This is a genomic window from Bacteroides salyersiae WAL 10018 = DSM 18765 = JCM 12988, from assembly GCF_000381365.1.
GTDB lineage: Bacteria > Bacteroidota > Bacteroidia > Bacteroidales > Bacteroidaceae > Bacteroides > Bacteroides salyersiae.
In genome coordinates this window covers 63,229-83,889 of the sequence record NZ_KB905468.1, presented here as the reverse complement: position 1 = coordinate 83,889, position 20,661 = coordinate 63,229, and the positions used below count along the sequence as shown (strand labels likewise).

Below are 20,661 nucleotides of genomic sequence, written 5' to 3'. Positions count from 1 at the left end.
TAAATAGAAATAAGAATGAAGAAAATCGAATGTATAATTATGGATTGGGCCGGAACGGCAGTTGATTACGGATGTTTTGCTCCGGTAGCCGCTTTTATGAAGGCTTTTGCAGAGAAAGGGCTTTCTATCGATGTGAAACAGACTCGTAAGCCGATGGGATTACCTAAAATCCAGCATATCCGTGAATTGTTGACAATGCCCGAGGTGAATGAACAGTTCATATCCCGTTATCAGCGTAGCTGGGCCGAAGAAGATGTGGTAGAATTGAACCGGCTTTTTGAGGAATATCTTTTTGCTTCTTTGGAAGAGTATACCGATCCTATTCCCGGTGTTATCCCTACGCTTGAAAAGTTGCGTACCGAAGGTTTGAAAATCGGTTCTACTACCGGATATACCCGTGAAATGATGGATGTTGTTCTTCCTGCTGCTTTAGCGAAAGGATACTGTGTAGATTATTGCGCTACTCCGAATTTTCTTCCTGCCGGGCGTCCGGCTCCCTATATGATTTTTGAGAATATGATTAAACTCGGTGTTCCTTGTCTCGATACGGTTGTGAAAGTGGGTGATACGATCGCTGATATAAAAGAGGGTGTGAATGCCAAGGTGTGGAGTGTGGGCGTCATTCTCGGCAGTAATGAAATGGGACTTACTGAGGAGGAAACAGATAACTTGACTGCCGATGAACTAGAGGATCGTATGGTTGAGGTAAGAAACCGTATGCTTGAAGCCGGTGCCTCTTATGTAATCCGTAATATCGAAGAATTACCAGCACTTATTCAAACTATAAATTTAAAAATGAATACATTATGAGACCATATTTATTATTAACTCCCGGACCGTTGACAACTTCAGATAGTGTAAAAGAAACCATGATGACCGATTGGTGTACTTGGGATGAAGATTATAACTTACATATTGTTCAGGAATTGCGTAAAGAACTGCTTGGAATAGCTACCAAGACTCCCGAAGAATATACTACCGTACTTCTGCAGGGAAGTGGTACTTATTGTGTAGAGGCTGTGATTGGGGCTACTATCGGTAAGAATAACAAATTATTGATTTGCAGTAATGGCGCATATGGCGATCGTATGGGGAACATTGCCGAATATTATCATCTGGATTATGACATGCTTGCCTTTGAGGAAACGGAACAGGTTTCTGTGGAGTATGTGGATGACTATCTGAGTAATAATTCTGATATTACGCATGTGGCTTTTGTACATTGCGAAACTACTACCGGTATTCTCAATCCGATAAAAGAACTTTCTCATGTGGTAAAAATGCATGGTAAAAAGTTGATCGTGGATTGTATGAGTAGTTTTGGAGGTATACCTTTGGATGTATATGAATTAGGCATTGATTTTTTAATCAGCAGTTCCAATAAATGTATTCAAGGGGTTCCCGGATTCGGTTTTATCATTGCTCGCCGTTCCGAATTGATGCACTGTAAAGGAGTCGCCCGTTCGCTGTCTTTGGATATTTATGATCAGTGGGAAACGATGGAGAAAGGTAATGGAAAATGGCGTTTTACATCTCCCACTCATGTGGTGCGTGCATTCAAGCAAGCGTTGACGGAGTTGATTGCCGAGGGAGGGGTAGAGGCCCGTTATGCCCGTTATTGCGAAAATCACCGGATATTGGTAGACGGAATGCGTTCTTTGGGTTTTAAAACATTACTTGAAGATGCCATTCAATCTCCTATCATCACTTCTTTTCTTTATCCAAAGGCTGGTTTTGATTTCAAATCATTCTATATGGCATTGAAATCCAAAGGATTCGTTATTTATCCGGGAAAAATATCAAAGGCAGATACTTTCCGTATCGGAAATATCGGAGATGTATACCCGGAAGATTTCAAACGGCTGGTAGAGACAGTGAAAGAGACCGAATATTAAGGGAGAGAAGGATATAACTTTTCTCCAGATACAGAACAGAGATTAGGTAAACAAGGATTCCGGCTGAGTTTTTTCGGATAACCGGCCGGGATTCAAAACAGCTCTCAAGATAATGCCGGATTAAGATAGAAACAGATACTTGGTGAAAGAATGCAGTATCCTCTTTTTTGATGTCAAGCTTTTATCTACTGCTTTTTAGGTGGATAAGTCTTACCTTTGTACAAAATAGATTCATGAGATGTTATGATAAAGAATATTGTATTTGATTTTGGTGGTGTCATTGCCGATATAGATCGCGACAAAGCGGTTCAGGCCTTTGTGAAGTTAGGGTTGAAAGATGCGGAAACCCGTTTGGATAAGTATCATCAGACCGGTATTTTTCAGGAACTGGAAGAGGGTAAATTGAGTGCAGACGGTTTTCGGGAAAAATTGGGAGAGCTATGTGGCCGGGAATTGTCGGCAGAAGAGACCAGGCAGGCTTGGTTGGGCTTTTTCACAGGAGTCGATGTGCATAAACTGGATTACATACTGGAATTGAGAAAGTCTTATCGTGTCTATATTTTGAGTAACACCAATCCTTATGTGATGTCATGGGCATGCAGTCCGGAGTTTTCTTCTCAGGGAAAGTCTTTGGCGGATTATTGCGACAAGTTGTATTTATCTTATCAGTTAGGTTGTACAAAACCGGATAAGGGAATTTTTTATCATATGTTGGAAGATAGTGGGATGGTACCTTCGGAAACTCTTTTCGTAGACGATGGAGATTCGAATGTACGCATCGGTAAGGAGTTGGGCATGCATACGTTCAAGCCTAAGAATGGTGTTGGCTGGCGGGAAGAATTGTCCCGGTTATTATCCGGTTTGTAAAGTTACTGTTTCCTGCGTCGGTAAATAAGGTTCTGTATCGGACTATATGCGGAATAAAACTCTGGAATGTAATTATATATGATATGTGAAGAGGAGTCTGACAGAGTGATACGGAATGAAAATATACAACAAATAAGGAACTCGGTAAAGTGTTGTGAATTAATGTTTTAATAATTACTGTTTTCCCTCTACGAGAAAGAATTCGAAACTCTACGAGGAACGATCCGAAACTCTACGAGAAACAGGCCGTTCTTCGTAGAGAAATTAGTCCTTCGTTTTTAATGTTTTACAATGGGCCTGAGTCGGTAAGAATAAATTGTTGTTTTATTTTGTAAATAGAAAAAGACAGGAGGATGGATATCTCTGTTTTTACACCTCTTGAAAAATGAATTTTTTTAGCGATGCAGCCGGATAATTCTTTGATTACTGCTTCCTCTGAATTCCAGATGAGGGGAATAGAGCGCTTGTATAAATCGTCCTTCTACAAGAACATCAATATAAGGCAGTGCGGCTGCTAATCTGGGATGTGCCTGTACTTCTTCGTAGGTATATCCCGTATAGCACCAGATATTTTGATGAGTCTCTTCTTTAATTCTCTTTACCAAAAGAAAAAATGCTTCGGGATTATAAAAAGGGTCACCTCCGGAGAAAGTAACTCCATCCAATAATGGATTTGCATTTATCTCACGGATAATTTCCATGATGCGTTCTTCCGTCAGTTCCTCTCCCGCGCACGGATTCCAACTTTCCGGATTGTGGCATCCGGGGCAGTGATGACTGCATCCGGCTAAATAAATGGAATATCGGATGCCTTCACCATCAACTATTGTTTCGGGATAGGTGTATAATAAGTTGAAAGTTGAAAGTTGAGAGTTGAAAGTTGTCATGAGGCCTTATTTTAGTTGAAAGCTTTTTATAGTTGAAAGTTGAGAGTTGAAAGTTGAAAGTTACTATGCAGTGTGGCAGCGCAGCTAACTTTCAACTTTCAACTCTCAACTTTCAACTTATAAAGCTGAAAGCTTTATAAATGTTTTACTCTGTCTCTTTCCTCTGCCCTTTTAGCGGAATTCCAAGAGCTTAAATCTCCGGTCAGATATCCGGTGATGCGGCGCATACGCAGGATATTCTCACTTTGGCATACCGGACATTTATCGTAGATTACCCCTTTGTAGCCGCAATTGTGGCAAGTGTCTACCGGATGGTTGATGGAACCGTAGCCGATGCCTTCGTCATGCATTACTTTTACGATCTTGGCAATGGCCCTTACATTCTTTTGCGCTTCACCGTCCAATTCTACATATGTGATATGCCCTCCGCGTGTGATGGCATGGAAAGGAGCTTCACGTTTGATTTTCTCTACAATGCTGATAGGCTCTTTTACGTCCACGTGGAAAGAATTCACATAGTAGTCATTGTCGGTTACTCCTTCGATTTTTCCGTATTTACGACGGTCCATGCGGGTGAAGCGACCGGATAGTCCTTCGGCGGGAGTTGCCAGTACAGAATAGTTCAGGTTGTACTTCGCTTTATATTCGTCCACTACCTTATTCATTTCCATGATGGCTTCGTATAGGGTGTTCCATGCTTTATCATTATGACCGTGGCCCTGACCGTAGAGTGCTACCATTGCATTGTGTCCGCCAATAAAACCGATACCTAACGTACCACTACGTAAAATATCTCCTACTTCTTCGTTCGGGTTTAATGCACCTCCTCCTTTCCATACATCATTACCCATCATGAATGGGAATTGACGTGCTAATGCCGTACGCTGGTATTGATAGCGGGCATAAAGCTGATCAGCTACCAAGGTGGCTGTTTCATGTACCGACTCTATAAATATTTCTTTAGCTTTCAACTCTATGGCATCTTGGTTGCGCTTGTCTTCGATGATGCTTTCTGCCTTGATACGGGCTTCAATAGCGAGACGGGGCATGTTTAAAGTAGTGAATGAAAGATTGCCGCGTCCTAATGAAGACTTTTCTCCGGCCACATTTTCAAATACACGGGTACGGCATCCCATCGTTGCTAATTCGTAACGATATCGTTTCGGATCGTTGATATTCCATTTTTCGTTTTGATTGAACGGGGCATCTAAGAACATGAAGTTGGGGAACAGTGCTTTTGCAGTAGTCCGGCAAGCTTTTAAGAACAGGTCGAAATTAGGAGCGCTGAAAGTCATGCGTCCTTCTTCGGCCGCTTCAAAATCCGTCATTGCTTTCTGATAATCTTCTTCCGAATAGGATACTCCGTCTTTCACTTTGAATATCTGAATAGGAAATACCGGAACTTCTCCACGGGTGCCTAACCCTTCGATAGTAGCTTTTAACAGTTCTTCAATCACCATGCGTCCTTCGGCGGAAGTATCCGTTCCGTAATTGATGGAGCTGAATACCACCTGATTGCCTCCGCGCGAGTGCATTGTATTCAGATTATGGATAAAACCTTCCATAGCCTGATGGGTATCTTTCCGGGTTTGCTGATAAGCTTTTTCAATGACGCGTGCCAGATGTTCCTTGTCTATATTGATTTGGAGGGCGGTGAGTGCCATGCGCAGTGTTTCACGTTCCAGTTCGTTGGTCTTGATAGAGGGCAGATGTTCTTCGATCAGAGCGCGGATTGCTTTTTCTTCCACTGCGGTATTGGTTTCCATCGCGATATAGAAGCTGATAAAAGAACTCAGGTGTTTGCGGAATGATTTATTTACTCCCTTTGCCATGAAAAAGTCGAATGCCGGGATGGCTTGTCCGCCATGTTGTTCGTTCTGATTGGTTTGGAAGATGATGGTTGCCAATGTGGCATAACTTTGGATGCTTTGCGGGGTACGTATGCTGCCGTTTTTGGTACGGAATCCACGTTCGAAAAGATCGTCCATGTCATACTGGATACAAGTAGTGGTCTTTGTAGGGTAGTAGTCCAGATCATGTATATGGATATCCCCCAATTGATGTGCTTCTGCAAATCGCTTGGGCAGTAAGTATTTATACGTGTAATCTTTGGTCACTTCAGAAGCGAAAGTCATCATTTGACCTGCCGGAGTATGGCTGCTCATATTGGCATTGCTCAAGTTCACGTCATTCTTGTCGATAGCGACAATTCCGTCCATGACATGCTTCATCTGTGTTTTTTTATCGCGTTCCGTATTACGCCATTCGCGATAGATGATGTACTTTTTTGCAACTTCGGGCCGTACTTTCATTAATTCTTTTTCCACCAAGTCTTGAATTTCTTCTACAGTGATGGTAGGATTGGAAAAGCGGCTGATGACATTCATGGTAATATCCGCTACGAGCTGTTGCTCGTCAGTGATACCGGAGGCACTGAACGCTTTGCTTATAGCGTTCTTGATCTTACTAATAGAGAAATCTTCTCTTTTACCATCACGTTTGATGATACAAATTTCAGCGTAGTTCATAACTTTAACTCCCGAAAGTAATTTATAAATTAAACAATTAGATAATTTACTATTTACGATTAGCGTAACTCTGATGATCGATCGTCAATCGTGAAATGGTAAATCTGTCCGGCCGGTCTTCTGACTTATCTCTCCTTCGCAACGCCTTCCCACGATGAAACTCGCAGTGGCATAGTGTGCGGATTCTCAGAGAATTACAGCAGCGGGTACTGTCGCCGATTTGCACAGCGTTCCCTTTTGACTAAACCTCTTTTTAGCTCCGGAACGGGGACAAAGATAGTAGAATTACTTGTAGGTTGGTTAGCTTTTAACATTAAAATTCGGGAAACTTTTCTTTCTTCTTGATACAGAAAGTTTTCCGTTTTGGAAAACTTTTAAGAGGAAAACTTAAACAGGTTCTCAGTTTTATAAGATCAACCAAATTGCAATAATATGACCTATACTGCCACCCAGGCAGAAGAGATGGAATACTGAATGCATGTAGGGTTTGCGCAATGAATAGAATATGGCTCCGATGATATAAGATACTCCTCCACCGATGAGCCACCAGAAGGCGGAGGATGCCCCTATTTCTGAAAGACAGCCCATTAGCGGTTTTAATGCTATCAGGATGGAGGCGCCCATTCCGACATAGCAGCATGTTTCCAGATTACTGTGTTCTTTTAGTTTTTTGAAACTAAGGATAAAACCGATAAGGGCGGATAACCAGACAAATGCAAAGATGCCCCAGCCCCATCCGCCGGCATTGCGCATCACCAGCAAGGTGAAAGGGGTATAGGTACCTGCAATGTGCAGATAGATGGCTCCGTGATCAAATTTCCGTAATAATTCTTTCGTCGTTCCCGGAGCGGAAGCATGATACCAGGTAGAACTGATATAAGAGGATAACATTCCCGCCAAATAGACAGAAACGCAGGCAACGGCCCAGTGGGGATCGTTGCCTGCGGCTGCTTTTATCAATAAGAAGTATCCTGCTATGATTCCTAACAGAATACCGGCTCCATGACTCAGTGTGTTGGCGAGCTCTTCACCATGTGTATATCGATGATTGTTCAATGTCGTATCTTTATTGGTTTCGGTTGTAAAGGTACTCCATTTTTCCAAAACAACAGGCTCTTATTCTTTCTTTAAAATAATTTTGCTGCTGTATTGTGCCGCTATCTGTTTACGGAATTCAAGAAAATCTTTATAAATCTCTTTAGGATAAATTCCCCGGTGCATCAATAAGCGATGTATGATACATATTTCTTTGTCCTTTATCATTAAGGAAGAACTAAAACTTCCGAAGCTGCTTGTTACTTGGCAAGTCTTGGGGAGAGATTCGATAGTATATCCTTCCGGTATTTGCAGGCAAATACTGTCTGTATCCAAATAGCCGTAATTTATATGGATATCCTGTACACGTTGTTTAAGATCGGGCGTTGTAAATCCTTTACGGAAGATGTTGGCCGGGATAAACAATCGATTTCCTGTTTTATTTCCGTATTGTTCCGTTTCGATCGTATATTGGATATCGATCATGGGAATGACTTCTTTGGCTTCGTTGATTTGTATATTGTTTATATTAGCCTGTATCAGATTGATGCCGGAACGTAAATAATCTTTCCGGTGTGACGGCTCGAGCCTGGTGATACCTGCCATACTTTCATATTGAAACAAACGAGAGATTCCGCTGGCTTTTATCTTTGCTCCTCCGGTAGGAGTGAGAGTGACAGAAGCGTTAGTTGTTTGCGTATTTAACGAATCGGGATAGGAGGGCAGGCGGCACATAATCCCTCCTTCTTTTGTAATCAATAGAGCATCATGTCCGGCAATACCGCTATGTACATATCCGAATGGTAGCTGCGGATTGGTGCATTCCAACCAAAGCGTATCTTCCGGGAGCGGAACCTGCAGGATGGCATGATTCATTTGATCGACACTGGAAAAATCAGGCAGTAGCCGTTCGTTGTCAGTACTGATTACAGTATAAACAGACGGGATACCCAGTTCCTTCAACATGGCGTGGGTGTAATTGGATAATCCTTTACAGTCACCGAATCCTGCCCGGCAGACATCGGAAGCGGCGATAGGTTGCAGGCCGCCGATTCCTAATTGAATGCTTACATAACGAGTGGTTTCGGCCAAGTAATTATAGACTGCCTGCACTTTTTCACGTGGAGTATTGCAACCGGCTGTCAGTTCCCGTAATTTCAGTTTTATGGGCTCTGCCAATTGGTCGCGTCCTGTAAGCAGGCTATTCTGCCAGATACCGTAAGATTGCCAGGAACTCATGTCGCCCTGTGTTCCGTCGAAAGTGAAAAGTTTGGGTGAGAAATGGATACGGGGAAGCCGTTCGGCGAAAGATAAGCCGAACGGCTCGTATTCGATGGCTGTCATCGGTCCTGAGGATACTTCGGTCAGGATATCTCCTTTAGATGTTACCTCCTGTTTTACCTCGGTTTTCATGTTTACCATCCGGTAGCGGGCCGGATTGCCGGCAGGGGTATAGAGACGATATGTAGCATTTACTACCGACTGGTTGTAGGCTTTTTGAGGTCTGAATGTCGGATAGCAGATTAATCCGTCTTTGTACTTCACCTCCCATTCGTATTTTATGGTCAGGGGGTAGCGGGGAAGATTGCATTCATAGTAATAGGTGTAGTCATCACTGGTTAGTCCTGAAGAGTATTCTGACATTTGCAGGTCCGACTTTTTTATTTTACGGATAACTTTACCATTGGCATCTGTTATTTCTCCGGAGAATTTCCGGAGAGAGGTGAACTTGTCGCATACACAAAAAAAGTGTGCTGTATCCCGTCCTTTTTCATTTAGAATCGTGATGGTGTAACTCTCTTTACGCAAGGCACTGGAAGTTGATTCACAAATAATTTCTGTCGTGGCATCCTGTACGATGGAGTAAGCATTCCGATCGGTGTCTGCCTGTGCCTGTACAACGAAAGGGAATAGCAGAAGCGTCAGAATACTGTTGTATAACCTGTTTTTTATCATAATAGAATTACAATTTCTTAAGTACTACAGTTTCATTGTTCTTCTCGGCTATTACTTTCCAGAAGTTTTGCAGTCCGGGATATTCTTCAGGGAGATATAATAATTTGCTGGACGAGAATGTGTAGTTGATGGTCAGCTTATTCTCTTTCTGTTCCAGAACATAACGGCACATACCCTGCTTGTCTTCTGTTCTTGCCAGTAGCGGTTTCGGTAATTCGTCTACTGTGTATCCTTCCGGCAATGTCAAGTTAACGGATAATACGACCTGGTCGGTGAAAGGATACTCTACAGGTAGTTTCCGCTCTGCCTGTGTGAAAGGATTCTTTTCCGTATGTAAGAATATAAGCGGGTTGAGATAGATGAAATTGTCATTGGTAGTTGCCTGCTTTTCAAAAATAACCGTTTCTTTCACTTGCGGTGAGAACCGGTCTACTCCTTGTGCATTGAATACGTTGACTTTTATGTCTTCTTGGGTAGCAAGTTCGTTGACAAATTCCGTACTGTCTTTGGCGGTCCGGTATTTTCTTCTGAATGATGAGGCATACTGGCCTGTATAACTGGTATTGCGATTGCCGCATATTTTTCCATCCGGGCTGATGGTCGCATTTACGATAGAGCGTAACTGGCTTTTGCAGGTCTTGCTTAAATCAACCCATAATCCGCCTTTTCCGGGCATGATCACGCGTGCCCGGTTTACCATTAACACGGGAGGAAGTATATTGATGTAACCGTCTCTTACGGAACCGTCCAGATAAACAAGCGTACTGTCGGTGTTTGCTACGCCTACTATAAAAGTATTTAGTTTTTGTACGGATGGATGGGAGTAAGGGAGTATTCCTATATTGCGGCGGCTCATGACTACAGGGAAAGAGGGAATGTCGGCATCCCGGAGCATGCTCATTAGTATGAAATTGATTTCCGCATTGTTTCCCATGCCGTCTTTGATCACTTTTTTGCTTTTACCTCCATAAAGTGAGTATTCTTCGTTCCAGGTGATTTTTCCTTTTAAGAAAGTATAGATGGCACTTATTTTTTCTTCGATGCTTTTCAGTTGGTCTAAGTTCAAAGCAGCCATTTCTTCCCGATAAGGATTGCGTATTTTCAACTGTCCGCCGAACTCGCTGTCTTCCAGCAGCATTTTATCTATGTTTTCCCAAGATTGGGTGAATGATTTGTAGAGGGCACCGGGAAAGTCCAAGCCTCCCAATTCGAAATTGACTTGTGTACTATAGTCATTTACACACCAGATATAATCATCATCGTGTAAGGCAGGAAGTTGTCTGCCTTTGAAGTTGAGATGACGGCCGTTGCATTGCAGTAGTTGGTTGCCTATGCTGAGATTGACCGCTTCCGAATCGTCTGTTGTTTCCAGTCTTTCCGTGCCGCGTACATCCAGATTGAATTTAAAATATTCCGGAACGGTGATATCATACTCCGTATAGAGAGTAGGAATGGATTGTTGGGCACTCCAATCATTTATATTGAAGTAGAAATCGGATAATACCTTATATTTATATTCGATAACAGTCCCTACTTTTACATTAGGAATGGAGAACTTGACTTGCATATATTTGTCATTGAGCCGCTCTTTATAGATAAACTCGCGTTTCATTTTGGTACGTACTGTTTTCCCGTTTTCGATATTGTACGCAAAAGCGTCTATCTGACTGACAGTTTCTTTCATTGAAGAGCGGTTTTCATTCTCATAGTAGGGTATGCAGATATCCGCAAAAGAGGTTCCTTCCGGTTTGAGTATTTTAATTTTGGTTTCATAGCTATAATTCAACCGGAAATCATCGGCTACAAAATCATAAAATGCACCGGTCTTTTTACAAAGTACAACAGCAGTCGCTGTGGTATCCGGTGCATAGGTTGTCATTTTGAGTTCTTCATCCGAAGGTTTGCCGAATTTCGTGTTAACTTCCGGTACGGAAATTTCTTGTCCATAAACTTGTCCTGCCATGAAACAGGCAAACAAGATGATTAATAGGTTTTTCATATTTATTTTATTTAGAGTTTTTTCGGTATGGATAAATACATGATTGTTTTTGCAACTATTGTTTGTAAACTTGCGAACGAAGGCAGGTAGTGTATACAGAGCCGGAGTAATAGAAAAAAAGGTTAATTTACAGTCCATAGTTGTTGTGCGTTTTTGATAATATTTAATAATGCAAATATATACAAAAAAATAAATAATGTTCGTTTTGTGTTCTTTTTTGTGTAATAAAAGAAAGAAAATACATACAACTTTCTGAAGTTTCTGATTTTTGGCGTGTTTTTCTTGGGGATGGTGCATAAAAATAGCGCATTCATTTTATCGAACTATCTATCCCCTTCGGTTGATGGGTTCTGAAATATCATTACTTCAATCCGTGTCGGAGGATAGTGAATAAAATAAATGCGCTATTTAGTAATTATTATGGAAATTTCTTCTGTTTTTTATACCAGATGTCCGATCCATTCTTCACGGTCTCCCGGAAGGAGATCGATTACAGGCACTTCTATCATGGTGTAACATCCCGGTTGCTGGCGCATGGAAGCACGTGCCACACAAACTAAAACCTGTGCGGTTAATGCGGGGTTATTGATGCGCATGTTAAATTCAAACAATTGGTTCTGGGTTTTACCGGATACTCCTTTACGGGTAAGGTTTACACCATGCCCCATGTCGAGCAATGCATCCACGCTGTCTACTTGCTTCACGTGGGTTTCGTCATTTATAAAATAGGCATCGGATTTAATGGCTGCAGCTACTTCGTTGAAATTGTAACCGTCTTTCAGTTCGATGTATACCATGCGCCGGTGGATACCGGTTCCGGTCGGAATAGTCATTGAGAGGGCGGCTTTCACCCCGTCGATGGCTTTTACGGCTACCGTATGTCCCATGCTCATGCCGGGGCCGAAATTTGTATAAGTGATTCCTTTGGGCGCAATCGCCTCCAGTAAGGTACGTACAATCGAATCGCTTCCCGGATCCCATCCGGCCGAAATGATGGATACAGCCCCGTGCTCTTTGGCACAAGCACCGAGTTCACGACGAAGAGCGGTGATACCTGTGTGGATATCGAAGCTGTCTACCGTATTGATACCTAATGCCAGAATCTCTTTTGCATAGGATTCTACGCTACGGGTAGGAGTACATAGAATGGCTACGTCTACTCCCTGCAGCTCTTTGATGTCTTTCACAACGGCATAATCATTCAGTTCGGCCGGCTTGTTTTCGGCTCCTGCACGACGGACTACACCTGCTATTTCGAAATCGGGGGCTGCCTGGAGCGCTTCCAGTACATAGTGACCAATATTGCCATATCCGACGATGGCTGCTCTTACTTTTTTCATTTCTTTATTGGTTTTGTTTAACATATTTCTTGTTTTATGCCGCAAAAATAATCATTTTCTCTGTTTATTGCCCTAAAAGGGTTGTTAAAGTTAGTTTTTGTTGCTCAAGGTTAGTAAAGCACAATATTTCTCGTGCGCGTGCGTTATAAGGATATTATGATAGAATACGTCAAAGGCGAGATTGCCGAACTTAGTCCGGCAACAGCGATAATCGATTGTAACGGTTTGGGGTATGCGGTAAATATTTCATTAAATACATACTCTGCAATTCAAGGAAAAAGCACTTGCAAACTCTATATTTATGAAGCCATTCGTGAAGATGCATATGTGCTTTATGGTTTTGCGGACAAGCAGGAACGTGAGTTGTTCCTGTTATTGATTTCCGTATCCGGCATCGGCGGTAATACGGCGCGGATGATTCTTTCGGCACTCTCTCCGGCCGAGTTGGTAAATGTGATCAGCACAGAAAATGCCAACATGTTGAAAACCGTGAAGGGGATCGGATTGAAAACGGCACAACGTGTAATTGTTGATTTGAAAGATAAAATAAAGACTTCCGTACCCGCAAGCGGAGGCGGACAGGCTATGTTGCTGTCTGCCATGAATACCGAAATACAGGAAGAAGCGGTAGCTGCACTTACTATGCTTGGGTTTGCGGCTGCTCCTTCACAAAAAGTAGTACTTGCCATTTTGAAAGATGAGCCCGATGCGGCTGTAGAGAAAGTTATTAAACTTGCTTTGAAAAGATTATGAAAGTAATATGCCAATTTTTTAATGTTTCAATTTACCAATGTGCTGCGTGGGTATGTCGCGGGTTCGCCGGTATGTCGACACATTACTTTATTGGCATATTATTTTTATGTTTAGGAAGTTTGCCTGCTGTTGCCCAAGTGCTCCCGCCTATGCCTATTGTTGAAGAGAAGGTAGAGTATGATGCATTGACCAACCGCTATCTGATCCGTACCATTGTAGGAGGGCAGGAAATGGAAGTTCCTATCATAATGACTCCTGCCGAATATCTGGACTGGAGCATGAAACGTTCTATGCAGAACTATTATCGCCAACGCAACGACTCGGTATTCACCAAAGGAAAAGAAGAATTCGACTTCACGAACATGAAGTTCAATCTCGGGCCGGCAGAAAAGATATTCGGCCCGGGTGGCGTTCAGATCAGAACTCAGGGAAGTGCTGAACTGAGTATGGGAATGAAGTATAACAATGTCCAGAATCCGACTCTTCCCGAAAGTATGCGTAAGACCTGGGGATTCGACTTTGATGAAAAGATCAATATCAATGTCAATGGTAAAGTGGGTGATAAGGTGAACCTTGACATGAACTATAATACGGATGCAACTTTTGATTTCGACAGCAAAAAGTTGAAGCTGAAATATGAAGGTAAAGAAGATGAGATCATAAAACTGCTGGAAGCCGGTAATGTGAGTATGACTACCGGTAATTCATTGATACGGGGGGCTACTTCCCTGTTCGGTGTACGCGCTGATTTGCAGTTTGGAAAATTGAAGTTGCAGACGGTTATCAGCCAGCAGGAAAGCGAATCGAAAACGGTGAACAGTAAGGGCGGGGCACAGACGACTTCTTTTGATTTTTCGGCAGCCGATTATGATGAGAACCGTCACTTTTTTCTGGCGCATTATTTTCGGGATAGGTATGATGAGAATATGGCGCAATTGCCGAATATTCTTTCCGGTGTCACGATTAACCGTATTGAAGTGTGGGTGACCAACAAACGGGGTAATTATGATAACCCCCGTAATATTGTGGCGTTGACGGATTTGGGAGAGAGCAATCTTCCTGCCGGTTCGCCGTGGTCCTCCGAATCGGGAGGCAATAAAGTTCCGAGGAATAGTGCCAATAATCTGTATAGCCAGATGGTGAATGTTTATTCCGCCGCACGTGATATCAGTTCGGTAAATGCCGTAATGGAGGGTATTCCCGGGATGGAGAGCGGGATGGATTATGAGAAGATAGAAAGTGCCCGTTTGCTTACTTCTTCGGAATATACGCTGAACACCACTTTAGGATATCTTTCGGTGAAACAGACTTTGCAGCCCGACGAGGTGCTTGCCGTTGCATTTGAATATAATATCGGTGGTAAGACCTATCAGGTCGGTGAATTTTCTTCCGATATAAAGGAAACTTCAAATTGTCTTTATGTGAAGTTATTGAAAAACACCTCTAATTCTCCGAACTCCAATTGCTGGGATTTGATGATGAAAAACGTCTATTCATTGAATGCTTATCAGGTGCAATCGGAGAAGTTTACGTTGAATATTACCTATTTGAGTGATACTACGGGTGTGTATCTGCGATACATTCCGGAAGGGAAAATCAATAAGATACCTTTGCTTAAGGTGATGAATCTGGATCGTTTGAACAGTAAGAACCAGGTGGGTAGTGACGGATTCTTCGATTTTGTCGAAGGGTATACGGTCAATGCGCAAAACGGTCGTATCTTCTTCCCGGTGGTGGAACCTTTCGGTAAGCATCTGGCCGATAAACTCGGCAATAAGGAACTGGCCGATAAGTATGCATTTACGGAGTTGTATGACTCTACATTGACGGTGGCCAAGCAGTTGGCGGAGAAAGATAAATTCCGTCTGCAGGGAGAGTACCGTGCCTCGTCTGCCAATGAGATACGTCTTGGTTCGATGAATGTCCCCCGGGGATCGGTGCGTGTCACGGCTGGTGGACGGACGCTGACGGAAAACTCCGATTACTCGGTTGACTATACGATGGGAGTAGTTACCATCCTAAATCAAAGTATCATCGATGCAGGTACTGCGATCAGTGTGAATCTTGAAAGTAATACGGCTTACAACATGCAGCGAAAAACGATGTTGGGGCTGAATTTCACGTATGATTTTTCACCGGATTTCCAGTTGGGAGGTACCATTATGCATCTGAGTGAAAAACCGATGACCACCAAGGTGGCTATGGGAGACGAACCTATTTCGAATACTTTGTGGGGGTTGAATGCGTCGTGGAAGCGGGAAAGCCAGTGGCTGACCAATATGGTGGATAAGTTGCCTTTTGTCGAAGCTACCGCCCCGTCGAATATAAACTTGGGATTGGAATTTGCCCAGCTTATCCCGGGACATAGCGGAGGATTGCAGGACAACTCTTCTTATATCGATGATTTTGAAAGCTCTCAAAGTGGAATCGATTTAAGCCAACCGCTAAATTGGCAGCTCTCTTCTATTCCTTATAATGCAAAAGGCCCTCTAAACGGGGGAAGCGGCGAACAGATATTATTTCCGGAGGCAAGTACCAACCTTTCCGATAGTACGGCTATTGGGAAAAACCGTGCTTTGCTGGCCTGGTATCATATCGACGGTTTGTTTACCCGCCGTAATTCCTCATTGACTCCGACCCATATTAAAAATGACTTGGACCAGCTTTCCAATCATTATGTCCGTGAAGTTTATGAACCGGAGTTGTTTCCCGGCAAAGATTATAACAATACGGAAACGTCCACTATGTCAGTGTTGAATGTCGCCTATTATCCGCAAGAGCGCGGTCCTTACAACTTGGACAGGGATTTGGATGAAAATGGAAATCTATTGGATCCTGCAAAGCGTTGGGGAGGAATGATGCGTAAAATAGAGACCAGTGATTTTGAAAAGAATAACATCGAGTATTTGGAGTTCTGGTTGCTCGATCCCTTTATTTATGCCGATGGAGACGAACCGGGTACTTCAACAAGAAAGAATACCCGCAGTACGAACGAAGGCGGATATCTGTATTTCAACTTAGGAGATATTTCTGAGGATATCCTGAAAGATGGAAAGAAGTTTTTCGAGAACGGTTTGCCTATCGATGACGATCCGTCCCGGGTGGATTATACGGTTTGGGGACGTGTGCCCAAAGACCGTAGTCTGGTATATGCTTTTGATAATACGGCAGGAGCCCGCAAGAAGCAGGATGTCGGATTCAACGGACTATCGGTAGAAGATGAAAGGAACTATCCTACATATGCCAAGTATCTTGAAGAGATACGGCCGAAGTTGAATGCCGATGCCTTTCAGAAATTCTATGATTCACCGGCCGGTGATAAATTTCATTACTATCGCGGATCGGACTATGATGCCGAAGAGAAAAGCATTCTCGAACGTTACAAGTATTTTAATAATACGGAGGGCAACTCGGTTGCCAAGGAAGATTCTCCGGAAAGTTACCCGACTGCTGCCAAAGATAGTCCTGATATTGAAGATATCAATCAGGATAATACCCTTTCGGAGACGGAAAGATATTTTCAGTATAGAATTCACCTGACTCCTTCCAAACTGGAAGTCGGGCAGAATTACATTACGGATAAACGGGTATCGAAAGTAAGACTGCGTAATGGCAGCTCGGAAGAGGTAACCTGGTATCAGTTTAAGGTTCCTGTACGTAGCGGAACGCCTATCGGTAATATCAAAGACTTTAAATCGATACGTTTCATGCGTATGTTCCTTACCCAGTTCGAGAAACCTGTTATTTTGCGTTTTGCTACACTGGAACTGGTGCGTGGCGAATGGCGTACGTATACAGATCCTTTGTACAATCTTCAAAATCCGGCTCCTACTGTAACCGGTACATTGGATGTGTCTACTGTCAATATAGAAGAGAATGGTGATAAAACGCCGGTAAACTATGTAATGCCTCCAGGCATCAGTCGAGTTGTAGATCCGGGACAGCCGCAGTTACGCCAGCAAAATGAGCAGGCCATGAGTTTGAAGCTGGAAGATCTGGCGCCGGGTGATGCACGTGCCGTATACAAAAACTCTACAATGGACATGCGCCAGTATCGTCGCCTGAAGATGTTTGCTCACGCAGCAGCGCTGACCGACAATGTTACCGATCCGGAAGATGGGCAGTTATCCGTATTCATTCGTTTGGGATCCGACTATCGTTCTAATTTCTATGAATACGAAATACCGTTGAAATTGACTCCTGCCGGACATTATAATGGAGATTCGGAATCCGACCAACTCATTGTGTGGCCTAAAGATAATATGTTGGACATTGCTCTGTCTGTTTTTACCGATTTGAAGAAGAAACGTAATCAGGCGAAGAACAATCCTCTGAGCGGTGTCAGTTACGGAAAACTTTATTCCGAATACGATTCGGAGCAACCGGCCAACAAGATAAGTATTATCGGTAATCCGTCATTGGCGGAAGTGAAGACGATGATGATCGGTGTGCGCAATAATTCGCGCTCTAAAAAGTCGATAGAGGTTTGGGTGAACGAATTGCGTCTGTCCGATTTTGATGAAGACGGCGGTTGGGCAGCACAGGGAAATATGAATGTGCAACTTTCCGACCTCGGTAGTGTAAGTATGGCCGGACATGTAGAGACTGCGGGATTCGGCGGATTGGAACAGAGTGTCAGCGAGCGTCGCTTGGACGACTATTATCAATATCAGTTCACTACCACCTTTGAACTGGGACGTTTCTTCCCGAAAGCGGTGAAGTTGAGTGCCCCGATTTACTACTCTTATTCCCGTGAAAAAACTTCTCCCAAGTATAATCCGTTGGATAAGGATATGTTGCTGAAGGATGCACTTGATGCATTGGCTAACGACAGGGAACGGGATTCTTTACGGAACATCGCCAACGAGATAACGACGTACAAGAATTTCAGTCTGAGTAATATGCGTGTAGGGGTCACCAGTAAAAATCCGATGCCTTATGATCCGGGTAACTTTACCATGAGCTATAGCCGTACGAAACGGCATAACCAGGGCAGTACCACTGTTTATGAAAATGAAACGGACTGGCGTGGGGCGTTGTCTTATAATTATGCTCCCGTTTACAAAGCTTGGGAACCCTTCAAAGGATTGAAGAGCAAATCCAAATGGATGAAATTTGTGAAAGACCTGAACTTGAGTTATCTGCCGCAGAATATCTCTTTCAATACGGATATGAGCCGTCACTATTACGAACTCCAACTGCGTGATATGGAGAACTTGAGCGATCCTGCCGATATTCCCGTAAGTGTGGCGAAAGATTTTCTGTGGAATCGCGACTTTGCCTTGCGCTGGGATTTGACGAAGAATCTTCGTATGAATTTCACTTCGGCCACTCGTGCCGAGATAGAAGAACCTTATGGAGTGGTAAACAAGACGCTCGATCCGGATGAATATGAAGCGAAGAAGGATACGATACGTCGTAGTCTGTTGAGTTTCGGACGTCCGATCGATTATCAGCAGACATTCAATGCTTCGTATAAACTGCCATTCGATAAAATTCCTGCTACCGACTGGATTACGGCGGATACCCGTTTTAACTCTTCTTACAATTGGGATCGCGGTGTGTCGCTTTCGGATGGGAGAGAGATGGGTAATACCATTTCGAACCAGCGCAGTATCGATGTGAACGGGCGTTTCAATTTGGAGACTCTATATAATAAGGTGCCTTTCCTTAAAGCTACCAACCGTCGTTTTGCCGCTACTTCTTCGGCGCGTCGTCCGGATACGCGTAAGAAAGAGAAACCGAAACGGTATGAAAAAGAGATACAGTTGAAGAAAGATACTACGGTGACCGTTCGTCATAGCTTGGGGTCGAAGAAACCGAAAGTCTCGGCACTGACAGTAGATGGTAACCGTTATCCGATTCGTTATAAAGTGATGGATGCCAATACCATTCGCATCGAAACAAGAGATAGCATCCGGATAAAACTGACCGCTATACAAGGCCCGAAACCCGAAGATAACCGTTGGTATAAGATAGCACAGTCGGCAGCGCGTGTCGCTATGATGGTACGTAATGTAAGTGTTACTTATAAAAACACCTATGCGATGTCCATATCCGGTTTCCGACCGGAAATAGGGGATATGCTCGGGCAGACGAAAGGAGCGTCCGGTTTTGCTCCGGGACTTGATTTTGCTTTCGGTATGACGGGCGACAGTTATATTAACAAGGCGTTGGATAACGGCTGGCTGGTTTCAGATTCTGTAGTAAGTCCGGCAACAACCAATGCCCAGGAAGATTTACAGATACGTATGACGCTGGAGCCTGTCCGTGATTTGAAGATCGATCTTAATGCCGGACGTACCCGTAATAAATCCAATCAGATTCAGTTTATGTATGAAGGCATGCCTCAGATACAGAGCGGTAACTTCAATATGACGGTGATCACGATCGGTAGTGCATTCGAACGCCGCAGTGCTTCTAACGGTTACTCATCCTCTTCTTTCAACCGCTTTTTAGGAAATCTGGATATCATAAAGAACAGGATAGAAAATATGTATGCCGGAGTTCCTTATCAGGGGCAGAGTGGCTTGAATCAACAGCCATTGTATCAGGTGAACAAATATAGTTCTGACGTGATGATACCGGCTTTCCTGGCGGCTTACACCGGACGAAGTGCAAGCAACAGTGCTCTCGACCTGTTCCCGGGTATCTTGTCTATGATGCCTAACTGGCGTGTGACTTACAGCGGATTGAGTAAACTTGAATTTTTCAAGAAATACTTTAAGAGTGTGACGTTGAATCATGCTTATCGCAGTACGTATAGTGTCGGTAGTTACAGTACGTTCCAGAATTTCCATAGCTACATGGGGGATTGGGGATTTGTAGATGATATACAGACCGGTATACCTGTTCCGTCCTCTATGTATGACGTTTCTGCTGTTTCCATCAACGAACAGTTCTCTCCTTTGTTAGGCGTGGACGTTACTTTCAAAAACGGCATCACTACCAAGGTGGAATACAAGACTACCCGAATTCTTAATCTCAGCCTTGCCGCCAATCAGATTGTAGAGAGCAGTACGAAAGATTTCGTATTGGGTATGGGATATAAGATCATGGGTCTTGAACTTTTCCCGGGACGCAATAAGAAGGATTTGAAGAATAAGATAAGCAACGACCTCGCGTTGCGTATGGATGTGTCTTTCCGTAATCAGTCTGCTCTTGCCCGGGATATCCAGCAAGTGACCACGCAGGCCACCAGTGGTAACAAGGCACTTAAAATCTCTTTCTCTGCGGACTATACGCTGAGCCGCCTGCTTAGCGTCAGCTTCTATTATGATCGTCAGAAAAATACGCCGCTTGTATCTGCCAGCTCTTATCCGGTGACCAGTGCGGATTTCGGAATGAGACTGAAATTCTCGCTTACAAGATAATACTTTCCCGATGCTTTATTAAAAAAAT

The 20,661-nt window shown here is 43.4% G+C and carries 11 protein-coding genes and 1 riboswitch; of the genes, 5 read left to right on the top strand and 6 right to left on the bottom strand.

Annotation, left to right across the window (positions count from 1 at the left end; all coding sequences use genetic code 11):
* Positions 1-15: 15 nt before the first annotated feature.
* From phnX to HMPREF1532_RS18210, 3 genes are all read left to right on the top strand, one after another.
* Positions 16-810: a phosphonoacetaldehyde hydrolase gene (gene phnX, locus HMPREF1532_RS18220; protein ID WP_005933286.1), complete on the top strand. Its 795-nt coding sequence runs from the start codon at positions 16-18 to the stop codon at positions 808-810.
* Positions 807-1,895 carry a 2-aminoethylphosphonate--pyruvate transaminase gene (locus HMPREF1532_RS18215; RefSeq protein WP_005933284.1) on the top strand — a complete coding sequence of 363 codons (1,089 nt, stop codon included), beginning with the start codon at positions 807-809 and terminating at the stop codon, positions 1,893-1,895. The genes phnX and HMPREF1532_RS18215 overlap by 4 nt, the downstream gene beginning before the upstream one ends.
* Before the next feature lie 243 nt (positions 1,896-2,138).
* Positions 2,139-2,762 carry an HAD family hydrolase gene (locus tag HMPREF1532_RS18210; RefSeq protein WP_005933283.1) on the top strand — a complete coding sequence of 208 codons (624 nt, stop codon included), beginning with the start codon at positions 2,139-2,141 and terminating at the stop codon, positions 2,760-2,762.
* A gap of 395 nt (positions 2,763-3,157) precedes the next feature.
* Here HMPREF1532_RS18210 and nrdG read toward each other — a convergent pair whose 3' ends face one another.
* From nrdG to HMPREF1532_RS18180, 6 genes are all read right to left on the bottom strand, one after another.
* A complete protein-coding gene (gene nrdG, locus HMPREF1532_RS18205; protein WP_005933281.1) occupies positions 3,158-3,649 on the bottom strand; it encodes an anaerobic ribonucleoside-triphosphate reductase activating protein in 492 nt (163 codons plus the stop codon).
* A 134-nt stretch (positions 3,650-3,783) separates the two neighbouring features.
* A complete protein-coding gene (locus tag HMPREF1532_RS18200; RefSeq protein WP_005933279.1) occupies positions 3,784-6,177 on the bottom strand; it encodes an anaerobic ribonucleoside triphosphate reductase in 2,394 nt (797 codons plus the stop codon).
* A gap of 93 nt (positions 6,178-6,270) precedes the next feature.
* Positions 6,271-6,456: riboswitch (cobalamin riboswitch) on the bottom strand.
* Positions 6,457-6,582: 126 nt separating this feature from the next.
* Positions 6,583-7,233 carry a PAQR family membrane homeostasis protein TrhA gene (trhA, locus tag HMPREF1532_RS18195; RefSeq protein WP_025819004.1) on the bottom strand — a complete coding sequence of 217 codons (651 nt, stop codon included), beginning with the start codon at positions 7,231-7,233 and terminating at the stop codon, positions 6,583-6,585.
* 60 nt (positions 7,234-7,293) lie between these two features.
* Positions 7,294-9,168, bottom strand: a complete 1,875-nt coding sequence (locus HMPREF1532_RS18190) for a DUF3857 domain-containing protein (protein ID WP_005933274.1) — start codon at positions 9,166-9,168, stop codon at positions 7,294-7,296.
* A 7-nt stretch (positions 9,169-9,175) separates the two neighbouring features.
* Positions 9,176-11,305: a DUF3857 domain-containing protein gene (locus HMPREF1532_RS18185; RefSeq protein ID WP_005933272.1), complete on the bottom strand. Its 2,130-nt coding sequence runs from the start codon at positions 11,303-11,305 to the stop codon at positions 9,176-9,178.
* A 302-nt stretch (positions 11,306-11,607) separates the two neighbouring features.
* Positions 11,608-12,507: a diaminopimelate dehydrogenase gene (locus HMPREF1532_RS18180; protein ID WP_007482409.1), complete on the bottom strand. Its 900-nt coding sequence runs from the start codon at positions 12,505-12,507 to the stop codon at positions 11,608-11,610.
* Positions 12,508-12,663: 156 nt separating this feature from the next.
* Between HMPREF1532_RS18180 and ruvA the strand changes: the two genes are divergently transcribed.
* Together ruvA and sov are read left to right on the top strand one after the other, a co-directional pair.
* Positions 12,664-13,260 carry a Holliday junction branch migration protein RuvA gene (gene ruvA, locus HMPREF1532_RS18175; RefSeq protein WP_025819005.1) on the top strand — a complete coding sequence of 199 codons (597 nt, stop codon included), beginning with the start codon at positions 12,664-12,666 and terminating at the stop codon, positions 13,258-13,260.
* The gene (sov, locus tag HMPREF1532_RS18170) at positions 13,257-20,633 is read left to right on the top strand and encodes a T9SS outer membrane translocon Sov/SprA (protein WP_005933266.1); all 7,377 of its coding nucleotides are present in this window, start codon (positions 13,257-13,259) and stop codon (positions 20,631-20,633) included. Before ruvA ends, sov begins: the two co-directional genes overlap by 4 nt.
* Positions 20,634-20,661 lie beyond the last annotated feature (28 nt).